Here is a 17,422-nt window from a genome sequence, read left to right on the forward strand (position 1 = left end):
CGAAGAAGGTACACCTGAAACGGTTCATTCTAAGCGACAAGAACAGCATGACACTACAACTTATTTTGATAAAACCACACACCTATACAAAGATTTAACTGATAATAATACGGAGCAGGATGTATTATTTAAAGCATTGATGCTTTATGCCCGCGAACATAATCAACATGTTTACGATAAATATCAAACGAGTCATACAGACAATAGAAAAGATGATCAGGGAGGCGAAAGATATTGATGCTTAAATCACGCGTATCAAAATTTTTAGCACTATTAGCCACACTCACACTAGCCATAGTTTTAAGTGCCTGTGGGAATAGTCAATCCAACTCCTCTACACAAAGTAAAACCGAATTAGGAGACAAAACGATTGAAATCCCTTATATTGCAAGTGATAATTCAACTGCACGTTCACTTGTGATTGCGGAAGTATTAAAGAAAGCTGGTTATGATGTTACAACTACACCTGTGCCAGCAAGTGGACCATTATATGCAACAGTGTCTGCAAGTGATGATGCATTTCATGCTTCAGGTATTTTTCCAGAAACAGATAAAAGATATTATGATAAATTTAAAGATACACTTACTTTATATGATGACAAACATTTAATTGATCATGTTAATGTTGGATTAGCAGTACCTAAATATGTTCAGAACATTGATTCAATTAAAGATTTAAAAGATGATAAAGATTTTGGTAAATCTGTAGATTGGACAATTCAAGGTACTGATAACAGAAATGGTGTTATGCAACAAACGAATGATGAATTAGATAGAGACGATTTGAGTAAATATAGCCTAGATAAAAGTTCCGATCAGGAACAATTCAAAAAAATTCAAAAAGCATATCAACAACAACAACCTATTCTTTTCACATCAATGGAACCAAATTGGTTCTCGAAAGAATTAGATGTCAAAATGCTTAAAGATCCAGACAAAATTTATGGAAACAATAAGCAACATATTGATTTAGTATTCAATCATAATTTTAAAGAAAAACATCCAGCGGCATATGACATTGCAACACGTATGGCAAAAGATTGGGATCAAAAAGATGAGGAACGTTTAGCTAAAAACATCTTTGTTAAAAGTAAAAATCCTGAACAAGTAGCAAAAGATTATGTAGACAATCATGATCACAACGTCGATGATTGGTTAAAAGATATCGACACTAAATAAATATTAAATTGACACTTTATTTGACAATTAAGTGTGGCGAAGAATATTAAATATTCTATCGTCACACTTTTTTATTATCATATTAAAGATGTATATTTGGAATTATTCTAAAGTTTATGATACTTTACTTTTAATAAGTCAAACTTTCGAACTAGAAAAAATGAATAGGAGTATTTTCGGATTATGCCTACTGCCAATCAAAAGCGTATGATTAAACATATAAACGCAACTGTATTTAAATTATTAAATGATTATCATTTTGACGAAATAACAATTCAAAAAATTTGTGATAACGCAGAAATTAATCGTAGTACATTTTATCGTTATTTCCAAGATAAATACGATCTTCTATTCTCTTTACCTGACTATATCGCAACTCAATTTCATCATGAAGATACTCGACCTTTTCTTTCTACAGAAGAATCTTTTCAACAATTCATCTATTTTATCGGAGAACATAAGAAAGTATTTAAACATTTACTGACCTCTTCTCGTCAAGCGGATGTCTTTCGTAATCTAACGCATGTAAGTCGTGAATTAATGTTAGATAGCGTAAAAAGTCAAAATGATCCACTTGCTTTAAAAATTAAACACAGTCATCATCCTGAAATTATTGCAGATTTTTATAGCAGTGGCATGATAGAGGTCTTAAGACGTTGGGTAGAAAATGATTACAATTATAGTGTAGATGAGATTTTTGCTACATTGCATGACATTTTAGATATATCTTTAAACTGTAAATAGTCTAATAATGCTTTGACTTTGCGTCCTACTTGATACTTGAGAAGCAGATTATGGGTTTTGTCCTGTCATCACATGTCCATCTACTTCTACATAAATTATAAATGGAAGACATCTATCCAAGTAGGTTGCTCCGCGTTGTTTAATTCATTTTGTAAATGGAAAGGGATAGTGGCATCTCTATTGACCATCGACCTAGAAAGTGTCTTATGAACTTTTAAATTCTAAGTTGTTGCGCTTAATTTGACAACTCAACTTATAAAAAATGAGCATCCAAACTCATTTTGAATTTGAATGCTTTCGATACCCATAATGTCATCGTATTACATTTTTTCTACGTGGTAAAAGTAAAGCGACTATAAGAGCGATGATGCCGATGGTCGCAATCATTATAAATTGTAATGTGAAATTAGATAATGGTTGAATAAGAATCATCAATAATGGCGCAATGGCTGTTCCTAAAAACAGAATAAAGGTATTAACAGATAAGAAGAAACCTTGATTTCGATTGACAACCATACCTACTTTTGAAATCGTAGATGGAATTGCAAACGCAATACCTCCTACAAATAATACATTCCATATCACTAATAAAATAACATTTGTAGTGAAGCCCATTAAAATAAGAGAAACTATACTGACAATTAATGCGCCTACGATAACATGTTTAACTCCTGTACGATCACTCATACGTCCTGCTAATAATGAAAGTAACATCCCAATAATACCAAAGAGTTTAGCATTAATGGCTGTTGCTTCCGAGCCACCCACAATATCAGAAGTAATATAATGATTAAAGATTGTATACATACTAATAAACATTGTAAGTAAAGATAAAGAAATAAGATAACATAATATGACTATTTTATTATCTTTAAAATCTTTAAAGTTTTTAAAGAAACCTACTAGTTTGAGTTGAGGATTTTTCACTGGACTTTCTGGAATATATTTATATATAAGTACTGCTATAAAAATGTAAAGTAACGTTAATATAAAATACACCATATGCCAATTAGTATAACGTACTACAATTTCACTCAAGTTTTGGCCAATGACACCAGATAACATAAAACTTGTACTAATAAAACTAATCGCAGTCACACGTTTTACTGGGGAATACGTTTCAGTGACATAAGTAATAGATACAGGTGAAAAAGCTGCCGCGCATATACCTTGAATTGCACGAAGAATAATAAGTAGTGTGAACGAATGAATGAAGCCTATAAGTAAACATATGATGACGAGTCCAATAAGTCCAAACAAAATCGTACGAATACGTCCAAATTTTTCAGAAATTGTACCATAAAATAGACAACTTAGTGAATATGTAATTGAAAAGATCACACCATTTAGAGAGGCAACAGCATTTGAAATGCCAAAATCTTTTGCGAATACCGAGGTAAGGGGTAAAGCAGTATATAAACTTGCCATAACAATAATACCCGAAATAAAGAAAATTGTAGTCATTCGATTATAATTCATCGATGTTTCCATAATATAACTCCTTTCATAGATTTTGTCACAACAGTATTATTATGACACGTTCAATATAGTTTCTAAAGTGTACTGATTAACACTTTCTTATAAAAAGATAATTATCTAACGCTTTTTATTGACTTTACTTACCAATAATCATATAATTTCTAGTATAAAAATTATACTTATTTTATAATAAAATAATTTAACTAAAAAAGGAGTACTTATTAATGATCTTACGTTATGCTGCAAATTTAAAACTTGCAAAAGAATTATATGATTCATCAAAACCAAAATTACAAGGTAGCCAAGAAATGATTGATACATTTAAAAATGTATTTGGTTTACCAGAAAAATCAGTTAAATTAGCAGGTACAGTAGAAGCTACTGCTGCTGCATTATTTGCTGCAAGTTTCTTAAACAAAAATATTTCTCGTTTAGGTTCTATTGCAACATTTGGTGTATTAGGCGTTGCAGCTTACAAACACTTTGAAGCTGGTCACGGTAAAGAAGGCGCACAACACGCTTTAGATTTACTTGGCTTAGCTGCTTTAAGTTTTGCTGATACATTCGGTAAAAACTAATTCAATAACTATATAAATAAAAACGTTCAGCGTGAATGCATTACACATTTATGCTGAACGTTTTTATTTAACTTTTTTTAACGTGACTTTTATACTTAGTTTAACTAAAAAATATAATATAAAGGAGCGTTTAGATAATGATATTACGTTATGCTACCAATTTAAAACTCGCTAAAGATTTGTATGCCGCTTCAAAACGTAAACTTACTGGTAACCCTTATACTAAACAACTATTTACACAAGATTTTAAATTATCGGAACGTGCAATGAAATTAGCAGGTGTGATTGAGTTCATTGCATCGGGTTTGTTTGCCACAAGTGTCTTGCATAAAAATATCTCTCGCTTAGGATCACTTGTCACGTTTAGTGTATTAAGCGTTGCAGTATATAAACGCCTTGAGGCAGGTCATGGTAAGGTTGGCGCACAACATGCTTTAGCTCTATTAGGTTTAGCTGCACTTAGTCTTATCGATACATTTTCTAAGAAATAATAAAGCGCACATGGGACAACGAATACGATATGAATGCTGTCCCATTCTTTTTAATTGTATTTATTTAATATACTTTTAGAGATATGACATAACGAGATGTCTTCAGGATGTTTATCTAATCTATCTTGATGTTCGTCTGCACTTTTAACATAATTTTCTAAAGGACGTACTTCCACAACGATTTTATCTCTATCTGAACGTTGTTGAATGAATTGTTGTGCTTCTTTAAGATGGTTTTCATTTTCACTATAAACACCTGTACGATATTTAGGTCCTTTATCTACGCCTTGCTTATTCAGACTGTATGGGTCTATGATTTCAAATAAATAATGCATTAAATCATGAATTGAAGTGATGTCAGGATTAAAAACTGTTTTAACGCATTCTACATAGCCATCATATTCATCATCAAGTCGCTGCGTCGTTCCATTCGCACGTCCTGCTTCAGTAGCTATAACGCCTGGCAATGTTTTAATAAATGCTTGTACACCCCACAAACACCCTCCAGCTAGATATACTGTTTCCAATGTATCACCCCCTATTTTTATAATTCTTTTACTAAATTATACCAAGCTACATTTGCATGAATAGAATCTGATAATCCTTCATTAATATATCCATGCGATTCATAAAAACTTACTAAAGTATCGCGACAAGTGAGAGTGACTCCAAAACGTGCATGTTGCCTTGCTATACTCTCAAAATCATTTAACAGTTGGCCTGCAATGCCTTGATGTTGAAAATCTTTCGCTACAACTAAACCGAGTACACTTAAATAACCACCCATATTGGGGTTAGGTCTAATTGATGCAAATAAATCATCTGTAATACACTTATTCGAAATAACTGGACCATTAATATAACCAACAATTTGATTATTTTCTTCTGCAACAATAAACGTATCCGGAATGATTTCAATACGCTGTTTTAAAGCTTGAGTTGTTGCTGCTTCTTCTTTAGTAAACCCTTCATTTTCTAATTGAATTAAACTTTCTAAATCATCTGTCACTACATTTCGAAAATTCATGTTCTACACCCTTTCAATGTCATCCTATAGTTTTATTTAATAGCGATTTATCCTATCAACTTTTAAGTGTATGACAAAACTGTCATATAGATGATAGGGAATATTAAGGTTGTTTTTTTATGAATATGTTAGTTTATAAATGTACATAGGTATGATTATTTTGAAAAATAAAATCATTATCTTTATGTATATAGAATGATCATTACTAAGAACTAACTACCTTTGACTATACATCATTTTAAATAGGTATTTGGTACAACACTTATAGCATCTTCATTCATTTTTCTCACATCCTAGCAGAATATTGATTAACAATATCATTATCATATACCTCATCAACTTATTGATTCAGAGAACGATACTAATTAATCATGACCAAAACAAATGACTCATTACACCTAGAAATGATTACAACATAAATCAGGGTATTAACTATAATATTAATCACATTCTCGTCATCCTTTAGAATCAACACACAGGTTTTTATAATGTTTCAGCGCCACAGTGAAATCTACCTAAAGACAAGGTATCGGTTTCAATGGTCTTGCATAGGAAAATGGATGAAATAAAGACATGCTAGAAAATAATGACAACGATTTTAATAGTTATGTTGAAAAACAGAGCTTAATGAAACAGTGAACAACGACGACTCAACCTCACGACACTAAATTAAATGCTATTCAAACAACACGTTACTCTGACAACACGACTTATGTATCGAATCACACATCAATGAACCACCGCATTATTTAAAAACAGAACCTACACTTAGTTATCATCATTCCCTATCCTTAAATAACGTTACATATGCTTTAGTAATGCCCCTTACTAAAGCATATGACACTAATACTTCAAATATAATTATTTTAGCATATTCACTCTTATACTAGCCTTAGAAGTATTAGCTTTAGACGCGTTATTCCTAAAAAACATTAACTGTATTTTTCTAAGTATCTGTTACTAATACTGTAACAACATTTCTTTCATGCATAGCAAAAGAGCTATTGTCCAGTTTTCTAAGTTCTGGCAATAGCTCTATTTGTTTATAAAAACGTTCAAATTATGTCTTCTATTACACAATACGTTTACGAATAGCTCCCGAGATAAAGTCAACAATGGCTACCATAATAACTAATCCGATTAATATAATACCTACTCGATCCCATGAACGTGTTTGAAGTGCAAAGATAAGTGGTGTACCAATACCACCAGCACCGATTAAACCTAAAATAGATGCTGAACGTAAGTTTAATTCAAAACGATATAAAATAAGGGATAAGAATGAAGGTAAAATTTGAGGAATCACCGCAAAGACAAGTGTTTTAGTTTTATTCGCACCACTTGCTTTTAAAGCCTCTGCTGATGAGAAGTCTAAACTTTCAATATCCTCTATAAATAATTTACCTAACATCCCTACTGAGTGAATCCCTAACGCAAGTACCCCTGAAAATGAACCAGGACCTACTGCTTTTATAAAAATTAACGCCATAACAATTTCAGGGAATACACGAATCACACTAAGAATGAATTTAGTAATCCCTGTGACTGGTCGAACTTTTACTAAGTTACGTGCACCTAAAAATGCGAATGGTATGCAAATCACTGCTGCGATAAATGTACCAATAACAGCAATGGCAAACGTTTCAAGTAAACCACGAAGTAAGTCTTCTCCAGCTGGAATATAAACGTAACCCCAATCGGGGTGGAATAATCCATTAAAAATAGATTTAAGAATTTCAATTGATTTAGATTTTAATTCTAAAGCAGGCATACCTGCAAAACCCCAAACAATGATAGCTAAAACAACAATGGCAATCAGCCAATGTTTAATCATTCTTTGTTTGTGTTCCTTTGATTTCACTGGATATTTCTTTTCTAACTGATGCTGTTCTTGTGTCATGCGAGTTTTTCCCTCACTTTCGAGCTGACATAGTCAATAATGACAACAATGACTAAAGTGAACAGAATAATCATCGCTGTTTTTGGATATTGGAATAATCCTAAAGTTGAGTCGTAGAATAAACCGATACCACCAGCACCTACTAATCCAAGAACTGCTGAGGCACGAATATTAATCTCAAATGCAAATAATACATAGGATAAAAATGTAGACATTGTTTGTGGAACTACTCCAAACATAATCCATTTTGTTTTATTTGCACCTACTGCCGTCATCGCTTCCATTGGACCTGGATCAATTGTTTCAAGCGATTCATAGAACAATTTCGCAATAACACATATTGTTAAAATAAATAATGCCAATACCCCTGGAATTTGTCCGATACCAAAAACTGCAACAAAGACAGCAGCTAATAATAAATCAGGAATGGTACGTACAATATTTAAAATAAAACGTGATGGAATCGTAATCCACTTTGTTTTTACAATATTACTTGCACAGAGCAATGCAACCGGAATTGATACGATGGATCCTAAGAATGTCCCTACAATCGCCATGCGAATTGTGTCTAACATAGGTTTTGTAATGGTATTTAAGTAACTCCAATCTGGTGGGACCATTTGCCCAAAGAAAGAACCGATTTGTGGAATCCCTACCATTAAGTCACTAAAGCTAAAGCCCGTATATAAAAAACTCCACACTACGAGCGCAATCACTAAAAATAGAGTTAAACTAGTTTTGAAAGAGAATTTTTTATTTAAATATTGATCATATTTACTTGTAGTAGGTGTTGCCATATTACTCCACCCCTAGCTTCTCATCGTCATTAAGTTTACGGCCATAAATTTCGTTAAATACATCTTCATTCGCTTCACTTGCCGGCCCATCATAAACCAGTTCTCCTGCACGTAAACCAATAATCCGTGTTCCATATTCTAATGCTAAATCAACAAAGTGTAGGTTAATTAAAATGGTAATACCTAATTCTTCATTGATTTTTTTCAAGTCATCCATAACTTGTTTAGTAGTGAGCGGGTCTAAAGATGCAACAGGCTCATCTGCTAAAATAATCGCTGGCTCTTGCGCTAAGGCACGTGCAATTGAAATACGTTGCTGTTGACCTCCAGACAGTTCATCTGAACGTTGGTCATATTTATCCAAAATATTCACACGTTCTAACGCATCCATTGCTTTAATTTTGTCTTCTTTTGGAAATAATCCTAATATCATTTTCCAAGTTGGATGATAACCGACACGACCACTTAATACATTTCTCAACACAGTAGATCGTTTGACTAAATTAAAATGTTGGAAAATCATTCCTATATTACGACGCATCATTAATAATTCTTTACCTTTCGCTTTCGTAATCGATTTACCTTCAATTGTAATATCTCCCGAAGTAATATCATGTAGACGATTAACAGATCGTAATAATGTAGATTTCCCCGCACCTGATAAACCTACGATAACAGCAAAGTCACCTTTTTCAATGTTTAAATTGATATCTTTTAACCCCACATGACCATTAGGATAAATCTTGCTCACATTTTTAAACTCTATCTGACTCATGTATGTTTACACCCTTCTTTTTAATACAGAGAAAGAGGTCGGGACAAGATCATAAGAAATGATATATGCATTTCTTATATGACTCAATTGCCCTAGCCTCTTCTCTTTATCACTTATTTAGTTCTATCTATGTGAAAATTATTTCATATCTTGAACTTCTTTTTCATATTTTCTTACGATATCGAAGTCTGAGTCTTTAGCATCTGTATAGCCTTCGTGAGAGTATACTTCACTAATAATTTTATGTCCTTCTTTTGTTTTAGAGATATCTTTAAATGCTTTTTTAAGTTTATCTTGGAAGTCTTTGTTCATATCAGGACGAACTGAAATCGTATCGTTAGGAATTGGTTTTGTTAGTTTAAGAATTTTAGTATCTTTAAATACGTTGGGTTGATCTTTTTTAACAATGTTACGTGCATCTTGGAATACAGCTGCAGCGTCAACATCGCCATTTAATAATGAAATCACAGCTTGGTCATGACCTTTCATGTTTACGATTTTCATATCTTTAGTAGCGTCAATACCAGTATCTTTTTTAATTGTTGCAATTGGGAATGTGTAACCTGCTGTTGAAGTTACATCTTGTAATGCGATTTTTTTACCTTTTAAATCTTTTAAGCTATTAATACCTGAATTTTTTTTAACTAAGATTTCTGATTTATAATCTTTTACAAGTTTTTTATTACTAGAACCATCTTCATTCACACCATAACGTTGTGCTTGTAATAATAAATCAGCTGCTTTTTGATCATGTGCTAACGTGTAAGCAGTTGGTGGTAAGAAACCAACATCTACTTTTTTAGATTTCATTGCTTCAACAATTGTATTGTAATTTGTTGATACAGACACTTTTACTGGAATACCTAATTTCTTAGATAATAATTTTTCAAGCGGTTTTGCTTTTGCTTCAAGTGTATCTGCATTTTGTGATGGTACGAATTGTACAGTTAATTCTTTAGGTGTGTAGCCATCTTTACTTGAACTTGATCCACCATCCGAATTACTACTTTTATTATTGTCTAACGAGCTATTATTTCCACATGCTGCTGCAAAAATAATAACTGATAGCGCTAATACTAAAAGGTACTTAAATTGCTTCATAACATATTGCCCCCGTTCGCTATGTATACATTCATGTAATTTGTCAACGCATTTCATTTGACAATACTAAGAGTAGCACAATATTAACCAAAATAATATTTATTATGTGTGAATTTTTTATAGAATTGTTTTACACTGTTAAAGAATTGTAAAATTTATTTAAACATTCTCTAAATAATCTATTATCAACTTATTTTTTTATTATACTTTTTCTATAAATCATTTAAAAATATATTTGGGAGATAAAAATATGAAATGGATAAAAGTATTAAGTAGTACTATTTTAGCTTCAGCAATTACATTATCTGCAACGCCAATCAGTCATGCTACACCAAATCAAACTACCACTCAAACTGTCGCTTTTGACGCTTCACACGGCCAAACGGCAGGAGCTGCTGATTGGGTCATTGATGGTGGCTTTTCCGATTATGCTGATTCAATGCGTCAACAAGGATATACTGTGAAACAAATCGATGGAGAATCTAATATTACACCTAATACACTACGTGGCATCAATATTCTCGTTCTTCCAGAAGCCAATATTCCTTTTAAAAAGAGAGAACAACAAGCTATGCTTAATTTTGTTGAAAAAGGTGGCAATATCATCTTTATCTCTGATCATTATAATGCAGACAGAAACTTAAATCGTTTCGATTCTTCAGAAGTGATGAATGGTTATCGTCGTGGTGCATATCAAGATATCACCAAAGATTTAACAAATGAGGAAAAACATTCTAAAGCTATGCGCAATGTTAAAAGTTCAGATTGGCTTTCTGAACACTTCGGCGTACGTTTCCGTTACAACGCTTTAGGTGATTTAAATACTCAAAATATTGTGTCATCTAGTGACAGCTTTGGTATTACTGAAGGTGTACATTCTGTATCAATGCATGCTGGTTCAACTCTTGCAATTACAGATCCTACAAAAGCAAAAGGTATTATTTTCTTACCAGAACATTTATCTCAAAAACAACGTTGGTCTCATGCAGTCGATCAAGGTATTTACAATGGCGGTGGTATAGCAGAGGGTCCTTATGTCGCTATCTCAAAAGTAGGTAAAGGAAAAGCAGCCTTCATTGGAGATTCATCATTAGTCGAAGATAGTACACCTAAATATGTACGTGAAGATAATGGAAGAACTAAGAAAACGTATGATGGATTTAAAGAACAAGATAATAGTAAATTACTTAAAAATATTACAACTTGGTTTGGAAAACAAGATAATACACCGAATTTAAAAGAAACAGGTATTAAGTTAGATCAACCTACGCCACTTCTTAATTTCGAACAACCACAACATTCAACTGAACCTGAAAAAGAACCGTGGTCACAACCACCTTCTGGATATAAATGGTACGATCGTTCAACATTTAAACTAGGTAGTTATGGCAGTACATCATCACAACTAAATAGTAATCATAAAAATCATGGTAGCCATAATGGTAATAACAAAGCGAATAGTACAAAAGACAATACGACTGAAAATAATCATTCACAAGAGGATACAAATACATCACAGTCTTCCCAAGATACAACTACTTCTAATTCAATGATATCTAGCAATAATGTTCAATTCCATTTACCAGATAATGTATCAGTAAATCAACCATTTAATATTCAAGTTGAATTAACAAACATGGCTAAAAATACAACTATTGATCATTTAAAATTAGGTGTTTATCAAGATGGTGGTAGACAGCTTGCACGTTTTTCTCAAGATGGGCAAAATTATGATACGGTAGGCTATAGTCAAGAACAAAGTGTAACCACTGATGACCAAGGTAACGCAACGTTAACTTTTACAGCTAAAACATCTGAATCTATTTCAGGTGCGAATATTCGTTTAAAACAAGGTAGTAAAACGCTTGCTACAGGTTCAATTCAATAATTTATAATAGTAATACAACACATAAGAGATAATAAAGGTATGTGGCGTTCAATAAACTACTTCCCTTTTTTATCTCTTTATTTATGAAAGGAAATGACCTATGACACAACTCTCTTTTTATATCGTAAGTGATATACATGGCTATATTTTTCCCACTGACTTTTCAAAAAGAAACCAAAATCTTCCTATGGGACTATTAAAAGTAAATCAACTGATCGAACAAGAACGTCAACACGATGACTATAGTTTTAAAATTGATAATGGTGATTTTTTACAAGGTTCTCCTTTATGCCATTACCTAGCAACTGAAGAACAATCAAGTCAACCTCTTACTGATATTTATAATCGTCTTAATTTTGACTTTGGTACATTAGGTAATCATGAATTTAATTATGGATTACCTTATTTACAAAATACTTTAAACCATCTTCATCACCCTATCTTGTGTGCAAATATTTTTGATCACAATAACGCACCTTTGACTGGTCAAGGCGTAAATTATTTTAAACGTGGCGATATAACTATTGGCGTCATTGGATTAACAACACAATTCATTCCAAATTGGGAACAACCTGCCCATATTAAAGGATTAACGTTCAACAGTGCAGTTGAAACATTAAAATGTATTTTACCAGACGTTCGTAAAAAATCAGATGTTGTCGTTGTGTCTTATCATGGCGGTTTTGAAAGAAGTCTTGATACTGATATACCTACTGAAGAATTAACTGGAGAAAATGAAGGATCTGATATACTAGAACGTTTCCATAAAGATATTGACGTGCTTATAACAGGACACCAACATCGTGATATTGCAATGATAAAAAATGACACCGCCATTATCCAACCAGGTACACGAGGTACAGAATTTGGTAAGGTGACATTAACATTAGATCATGAACATCGAATTACAGATAAACAGAGCACTCTTGTATCTGTGCCTTCTCATCTTTCATTAACATTATCTAACAACGATCATTCACTTTTAAATGAACTTGAAGATTGGCTTGATACGGACATTACAACATTATCAGAACCAATGCTAGTCACTCATCAGTTCGAAGCTCGAACACACCCTCATTCACTTATTAATCTGATAAATTATATTTTGTTAGAAAAAAGTGGTGCAGATATAGCAAGCACTGCGCTATTTGATTCAGCTAAAGGCTTTAATCAACAAGTCACAATGCGAGATATCATTAATAACTATCCTTTTCCTAATACATTCCAAGTTTTAGAACTTAATGGCAAAGGAATTAAAGCTGCTTTAGAAAAATCAGCAAGTTATTTTAGTGTAAATGACAATAATGAAATCACGGTCAGTGACACATTTTTATCTCCAAAACCTCAACATTTTAATTATGATATGTATGGAGGAATCTCTTATACCATTCATGCTGGTGCACCTGTAGGACAACGTGTTTCAGATATTAAAGTCGGCGCTTCACCTTTAGAAGACACAAAAACGTATACCATATGTGTGAACAACTATCGTGCAGTTGGAGGCGGAGATTATAAAATGTTTGCAGAAGCGCCAGTCGTTAAAGATATTCAAGAGGAAGGCGCACAAGTATTAATTGATTATATGACGCAACACGACGTATCTTATATTCCTCAAGTTGTCAATTTTAAGGTAATTATTTAACATTCATTTTACATTTTATAAAAAAGCGTTCTAAATTGAGTGAATTCAATTTAGAACGCTTTTGATTAATAATCAAATGTAACATACTTTTTTTCATAAAAATGATTAATTGTATTAATTATAATTCCTAAGATAATGATCCCGCCTGATACAAATGTAATCGTAAGATATGGGAATCCCATTGATAATAGTATTGACCCCACAATGGCACCTAAAAAGTTTGCAATATTAAAGACTGAAGCTGCAAGTGTACTTGCAAGTAACGGTGCCTCATGTGCACTTAAAATCACTTTACTATTTAATAGAGGCGTTGTACCGAAAGTGCCGAAACCAAATAAGAAACAAATAATAATTGCTAAAATCGCACTATGCACTGCTGTTACAAATAAAACAATCGTTATAAACAATAACACAAAGGTATAGAACAAGTACTGTGTAAGTTTATGTTCTGGTACATTACCTGTAAGCAAGTTACCAACCACACCGCCAAGGCCAAACATAAATAAACATACAGTTAAACCAACAATTCCAAATGGTGCATATTTATGAATCATTGGTTCCATAAACGTATAAGTTGTGAATACGCCTGAATAACCAAAGACAATAATTGCCATTACAATTAAGATATGTGGATTTTTAAATACTTTTAATTCTTTTTTCACACTAGTTTCTGTACTCAATACAACATGAGGTACAAACTTCATCATTCCTAACATAGTAATGACAGCTAACAAAATCATGACGCCAAAGACAAAGCGCCAATTCGCAAATCCACCTAAAAATGAACCGAATGGCACGCCAATCATCACTGCAATTGTTAATCCGGCTTGAACGAGAGCAATCGCTTGTGGTTTTTTACCACGAGGCGCAACAGCTGCCGCCACACTCATACATACGCCAAAGAAAGGCGCGTGCATAGAGGCTGACAATAATCGAGATAACAGTAATATTGGAAAATTCGGTGCTAACATCCCTATTATATTACTTATAATAAAAATGGCCATCAATACTGGGAGTAAACGTTGTGCGCGCACTTTTAAAGTAAATACACGCATTAATGGACCGATTAATGCAACACTAATTGCATACACACTAATTAATAACCCTGCACTCGAAATAGGCACTTTCATATCGCTTGCAATTTGAGTTAATAAACCAGTAACAACATATTCTGCCATTCCAACTGTAAATGTACCTAACATAAATATGAAGAACATCATTCTGTTATCTTTCATTATTGTTTCCTCCTTTTTCTCTCTAAAAATCATATGAAAGATATACTACACAAAATTACATTCTCTGTGAAGAGATTTTTTTAAATTTTTTATTTCTCAAAAATATAGTAATGACAAGTTTTCATATTTTTTCATTATGTTAAAAGTAAGACAATTTCAAAAGGCTTAACTAAAGTTTTATATAATCTAATTTCTATTAATATATGTATTTATATTCAATGTATTGAATATTGTATTTTATAAAACATTTTTCCTCGGTTGACGATGAATTAACATTAATGCCACAACAACGCATAAACCTCCTAAAATTAAATGAAGCGTGAAGGGCTCTCTTAATCCTATAATTGAAAATAGTGTCGAAAATAGTGGTACTAAAAATAAGAAACTACTCGCCGTAGTTGCCCCTCGTTGGCTTAAGCTATAAAACCATAATCCAAATGAACCTACAGAAGCTGGAATAATAAGCCAAAAGAACCATATCCATCCCCAATGATTAAGCGAACTAAGTGTATAATGTTCTTTTAAAACGAGACTCATTATCAGCATAAACATACCACCGAATAATAGTTGCCATCCTGTTAAAACCCAGGGCCCTTTATCAAACACTACCTTTTTTGTCACTATTGTATTGATTGACCAACATAATGAACCAGCTAGTGCAAAAAGCGTCCCCCATCCAAATAATGTTTCATCTAATCCGAGACATAATCCTACTCCAAACACACCAAGTATAAGTGAAGTAATTTTAATTTTTGTTAACCTTTCATCTAAAATAAAATGTGCTAAAAAGGCCAGCCATAGCGGGTTCGTAAATAATAGAATAGATGATATAGAAGAAGACACGCCAAATGCCATTGCAAAATTTAATAATCCCATCGTCCCTGCTGTTTGTAAAAATCCAATAACGAACACTAATATAAATCCTTTATAACTATTCCCTTTACTTGTGGGTAGAATGCCCCTTTCCCCATTTCTCATAAATGTAAGGATTAACATCATACATCCTGCGATAACAAATCGCCATCCACCAAGAAGCATAGGTGGAACATGTTCATTTGAAATTAAATATTTGCCAGTTGGAAAAGATGATCCCATAAAAATAGTCGTAAAAAGAATGGACATATAAAATGTTATTGAAGTATTTAAATGTTTTTTCACTGCTGTCGTCTCCCTATTTTTAATTAAAGATAATTGAGATATATTTTGTCTTTAAATACAATTATATAGGAACTACTTTATTTTTTAAATATAATATAAAAATATTATATAATAGGTTTGATAGGAGGCTTATATATGAAATTATCTACCGGTTGGGAACAAGCAATATATGTCTTATTAATTTTAAACCAACTCCCTCGTCAGTCAGTAATGACATCTACCGCTTTAAGCAAGCGACTTAAAGTTTCTGATTCTTACTTAAAAAAAATAGTAAAAGCATTAGTAAAAGAAAATTTGGTATATTCAACAACTGGTAAAAATGGAGGATTTACACTTAGAAAAAAACTCAAAGATATTACTTTTTACGATGTCTTTTTAGCTATTGAAGGTCGTGGCAATATCTTCTCAAGTCAACATTTACTTACCAACTTTTTAGGAGAAAAAGAAGGACACAAAGCACAACAATGTAACATCAGTATAGCTTTAAATCATATTGAACATACATTGATTTCTACACTTTCTAATATAAATTTAGACGATATATATCAAGATATTATCAAGCTTTATAATCTTGAAGACATTACACAGTGGATAAGATTAAATAGTAAGACGCTTTAGACATCCGGATGTCTAACATCAGACAATCGTTAGTCTTACCCATAATTTACTTTAGATACTTTTTGACAAATATATTTGTCAAAATGACTATGATAATATACACTGATTGTGAGGAGATGATGATGATTGCGAAATCGATTGAAAGAATTACGAGCAAGAGAAGGTTATAATCAAACGCAACTTGCTAAAAAAGCAGGCATCTCACGTCAAACTGTATCTCTCATTGAAAGAAATGACTTTACACCTTCTATTTTAACTGCTATAAAAATAGCTCGTATTTTTAATGAACCTGTTGAATCTATCTTTATAATTGAGGAGGAAGATTTATGAAAATAGGTCGTTTTATAATCACTTTGTTAATTGGCGGACTGATTGGAGGATGTATAGCTTTATTCATTGACTACAACCATAGCTTTCACTTCTTTGGAAATTATCATTATGCTACACATTCAAATGTCATTTTAATCTCATTAATCTGTGTGGCACTTATCCTAGTCTTAAGTATGTATTTAATTATGATTCAAAAAAAGGCCGTTCATTACAAACGTTTATCCGAAACACATATTGATGAAGATGAGGCGGATTCATATGATAAGAAAGCTAATTTAGCATATATGCAAAATTCATTTATTTATTATCTAGAATTAACAATTAGCTTTATTGCTCTTTTTATCATTGTCTTAGGAAATGGAAATTCTAGTGCTAGTAGTTGGGCATTACTTCCTTTTATGACAACGATTATTTCCTCGGTAATTACAGGATTATTTTATCGTAAATTTGATTCTCGCTATCCCAAATTAGGAGAAAAAA

General features: G+C 32.4%; 18 protein-coding genes. 9 read left to right on the forward strand and 9 right to left on the reverse strand.

Annotated elements, in window-relative coordinates:
- Positions 1-237: 237 nt before the first annotated feature.
- Together HMPREF2647_RS01120 and HMPREF2647_RS01125 are read left to right on the forward strand one after the other, a co-directional pair.
- Positions 238-1,179: a glycine betaine ABC transporter substrate-binding protein gene (locus HMPREF2647_RS01120; protein WP_070549267.1), complete on the forward strand. Its 942-nt coding sequence runs from the start codon at positions 238-240 to the stop codon at positions 1,177-1,179.
- Between the two features lie 183 nt (positions 1,180-1,362).
- A complete protein-coding gene (locus tag HMPREF2647_RS01125) occupies positions 1,363-1,923 on the forward strand; it encodes a TetR/AcrR family transcriptional regulator (protein ID WP_002449274.1) in 561 nt (186 codons plus the stop codon).
- Between the two features lie 312 nt (positions 1,924-2,235).
- Here the strand turns inward: HMPREF2647_RS01125 and HMPREF2647_RS01130 are convergent, their stop codons facing one another.
- Positions 2,236-3,414 (reverse strand): MFS transporter, encoded by a 1,179-nt coding sequence (locus tag HMPREF2647_RS01130; protein WP_070549269.1) that lies wholly within the window; start codon positions 3,412-3,414, stop codon positions 2,236-2,238.
- Positions 3,415-3,626: 212 nt separating this feature from the next.
- On the opposite strand from HMPREF2647_RS01130, the gene HMPREF2647_RS01135 reads away from it, so the two are divergent.
- Positions 3,627-3,980 carry a DoxX family protein gene (locus HMPREF2647_RS01135; RefSeq protein WP_002449545.1) on the forward strand — a complete coding sequence of 118 codons (354 nt, stop codon included), beginning with the start codon at positions 3,627-3,629 and terminating at the stop codon, positions 3,978-3,980.
- 137 nt (positions 3,981-4,117) lie between these two features.
- The gene (locus HMPREF2647_RS01140; RefSeq protein ID WP_070549270.1) at positions 4,118-4,471 is read left to right on the forward strand and encodes a hypothetical protein; all 354 of its coding nucleotides are present in this window, start codon (positions 4,118-4,120) and stop codon (positions 4,469-4,471) included.
- 50 nt (positions 4,472-4,521) lie between these two features.
- Here the strand turns inward: HMPREF2647_RS01140 and HMPREF2647_RS01145 are convergent, their stop codons facing one another.
- The 6 genes from HMPREF2647_RS01145 to HMPREF2647_RS01170 form a co-directional block, all read right to left on the reverse strand.
- Positions 4,522-4,998 (reverse strand): peptide-methionine (S)-S-oxide reductase, encoded by a 477-nt coding sequence (locus HMPREF2647_RS01145; RefSeq protein ID WP_002449282.1) that lies wholly within the window; start codon positions 4,996-4,998, stop codon positions 4,522-4,524.
- Between the two features lie 17 nt (positions 4,999-5,015).
- On the reverse strand, positions 5,016-5,498 hold the full coding sequence (locus HMPREF2647_RS01150) for a GNAT family N-acetyltransferase (RefSeq protein WP_070549271.1): 483 nt from the start codon (positions 5,496-5,498) through the stop codon (positions 5,016-5,018).
- 1,072 nt (positions 5,499-6,570) lie between these two features.
- Positions 6,571-7,398: a phosphonate ABC transporter, permease protein PhnE gene (phnE, locus tag HMPREF2647_RS01155; protein WP_070859346.1), complete on the reverse strand. Its 828-nt coding sequence runs from the start codon at positions 7,396-7,398 to the stop codon at positions 6,571-6,573.
- On the reverse strand, positions 7,395-8,195 hold the full coding sequence (gene phnE, locus HMPREF2647_RS01160; RefSeq protein ID WP_002449275.1) for a phosphonate ABC transporter, permease protein PhnE: 801 nt from the start codon (positions 8,193-8,195) through the stop codon (positions 7,395-7,397). The genes phnE (HMPREF2647_RS01155) and phnE (HMPREF2647_RS01160) overlap by 4 nt, the downstream gene beginning before the upstream one ends.
- A 1-nt stretch (position 8,196) precedes the next feature.
- On the reverse strand, positions 8,197-8,970 hold the full coding sequence (gene phnC, locus HMPREF2647_RS01165) for a phosphonate ABC transporter ATP-binding protein (RefSeq protein WP_002449541.1): 774 nt from the start codon (positions 8,968-8,970) through the stop codon (positions 8,197-8,199).
- 138 nt (positions 8,971-9,108) lie between these two features.
- The gene (locus HMPREF2647_RS01170) at positions 9,109-10,071 is read right to left on the reverse strand and encodes a phosphate/phosphite/phosphonate ABC transporter substrate-binding protein (RefSeq protein ID WP_002449458.1); all 963 of its coding nucleotides are present in this window, start codon (positions 10,069-10,071) and stop codon (positions 9,109-9,111) included.
- A 250-nt stretch (positions 10,072-10,321) separates the two neighbouring features.
- On the opposite strand from HMPREF2647_RS01170, the gene HMPREF2647_RS01175 reads away from it, so the two are divergent.
- Both HMPREF2647_RS01175 and HMPREF2647_RS01180 read left to right on the forward strand, forming a co-directional pair.
- Positions 10,322-11,959, forward strand: a complete 1,638-nt coding sequence (locus HMPREF2647_RS01175; RefSeq protein WP_070859411.1) for a motility-associated ABC transporter substrate-binding family protein — start codon at positions 10,322-10,324, stop codon at positions 11,957-11,959.
- A 100-nt stretch (positions 11,960-12,059) separates the two neighbouring features.
- Positions 12,060-13,601: a bifunctional metallophosphatase/5'-nucleotidase gene (locus tag HMPREF2647_RS01180; protein WP_002449347.1), complete on the forward strand. Its 1,542-nt coding sequence runs from the start codon at positions 12,060-12,062 to the stop codon at positions 13,599-13,601.
- A gap of 65 nt (positions 13,602-13,666) precedes the next feature.
- On the opposite strand, the gene HMPREF2647_RS01185 is transcribed toward HMPREF2647_RS01180, so the two are convergent.
- Both HMPREF2647_RS01185 and HMPREF2647_RS01190 read right to left on the reverse strand, forming a co-directional pair.
- Complete coding sequence (locus HMPREF2647_RS01185) at positions 13,667-14,836, reverse strand: MFS transporter (protein WP_002449194.1); 1,170 nt, start codon at positions 14,834-14,836, stop codon at positions 13,667-13,669.
- A 237-nt stretch (positions 14,837-15,073) separates the two neighbouring features.
- Entirely contained in the window at positions 15,074-15,994 is a 921-nt protein-coding gene (locus tag HMPREF2647_RS01190; protein WP_002488263.1) for a DMT family transporter, read from the reverse strand.
- A 135-nt stretch (positions 15,995-16,129) separates the two neighbouring features.
- Here HMPREF2647_RS01190 and HMPREF2647_RS01195 point away from each other — a divergent pair, with 135 nt between their 5' ends.
- The 3 genes from HMPREF2647_RS01195 to HMPREF2647_RS01205 form a co-directional block, all read left to right on the forward strand.
- Positions 16,130-16,612, forward strand: coding sequence for an RrF2 family transcriptional regulator (locus HMPREF2647_RS01195; RefSeq protein WP_002449396.1), 483 nt, complete (start codon positions 16,130-16,132; stop codon positions 16,610-16,612).
- 126 nt (positions 16,613-16,738) lie between these two features.
- Complete coding sequence (locus HMPREF2647_RS01200) at positions 16,739-16,942, forward strand: helix-turn-helix transcriptional regulator (protein WP_002449521.1); 204 nt, start codon at positions 16,739-16,741, stop codon at positions 16,940-16,942.
- Positions 16,939-17,422 (forward strand): DUF3169 family protein (locus HMPREF2647_RS01205; RefSeq protein WP_070859413.1); only part of this gene is annotated, 484 nt, incomplete at its 3' end. The genes HMPREF2647_RS01200 and HMPREF2647_RS01205, both read left to right, overlap by 4 nt.

The organism is Staphylococcus sp. HMSC035D11 (assembly GCF_001836075.1).
Classification (GTDB): domain Bacteria; phylum Bacillota; class Bacilli; order Staphylococcales; family Staphylococcaceae; genus Staphylococcus; species Staphylococcus hominis.

What these genes read in the sequence shown, in the direction of transcription:
- HMPREF2647_RS01120 (WP_070549267.1), top strand. Translation starts at nt 238, where the DNA reads ATGCTTAAATCACGCGTATCAAAATTTTTAGCACTATTAGCCACACTC.
- HMPREF2647_RS01125 (WP_002449274.1), top strand. Translation starts at nt 1,363, where the DNA reads ATGCCTACTGCCAATCAAAAGCGTATGATTAAACATATAAACGCAACT.
- HMPREF2647_RS01130 (WP_070549269.1), bottom strand. Translation starts at nt 3,414, where the DNA reads ATGGAAACATCGATGAATTATAATCGAATGACTACAATTTTCTTTATT.
- HMPREF2647_RS01135 (WP_002449545.1), top strand. Translation starts at nt 3,627, where the DNA reads ATGATCTTACGTTATGCTGCAAATTTAAAACTTGCAAAAGAATTATAT.
- HMPREF2647_RS01140 (WP_070549270.1), top strand. Translation starts at nt 4,118, where the DNA reads ATGATATTACGTTATGCTACCAATTTAAAACTCGCTAAAGATTTGTAT.
- HMPREF2647_RS01150 (WP_070549271.1), bottom strand. Translation starts at nt 5,498, where the DNA reads ATGAATTTTCGAAATGTAGTGACAGATGATTTAGAAAGTTTAATTCAA.
- phnE (WP_070859346.1), bottom strand. Translation starts at nt 7,398, where the DNA reads ATGACACAAGAACAGCATCAGTTAGAAAAGAAATATCCAGTGAAATCA.
- phnE (WP_002449275.1), bottom strand. Translation starts at nt 8,195, where the DNA reads ATGGCAACACCTACTACAAGTAAATATGATCAATATTTAAATAAAAAA.
- phnC (WP_002449541.1), bottom strand. Translation starts at nt 8,970, where the DNA reads ATGAGTCAGATAGAGTTTAAAAATGTGAGCAAGATTTATCCTAATGGT.
- HMPREF2647_RS01170 (WP_002449458.1), bottom strand. Translation starts at nt 10,071, where the DNA reads ATGAAGCAATTTAAGTACCTTTTAGTATTAGCGCTATCAGTTATTATT.
- HMPREF2647_RS01175 (WP_070859411.1), top strand. Translation starts at nt 10,322, where the DNA reads ATGAAATGGATAAAAGTATTAAGTAGTACTATTTTAGCTTCAGCAATT.
- HMPREF2647_RS01180 (WP_002449347.1), top strand. Translation starts at nt 12,060, where the DNA reads ATGACACAACTCTCTTTTTATATCGTAAGTGATATACATGGCTATATT.
- HMPREF2647_RS01185 (WP_002449194.1), bottom strand. Translation starts at nt 14,836, where the DNA reads ATGAAAGATAACAGAATGATGTTCTTCATATTTATGTTAGGTACATTT.
- HMPREF2647_RS01195 (WP_002449396.1), top strand. Translation starts at nt 16,130, where the DNA reads ATGAAATTATCTACCGGTTGGGAACAAGCAATATATGTCTTATTAATT.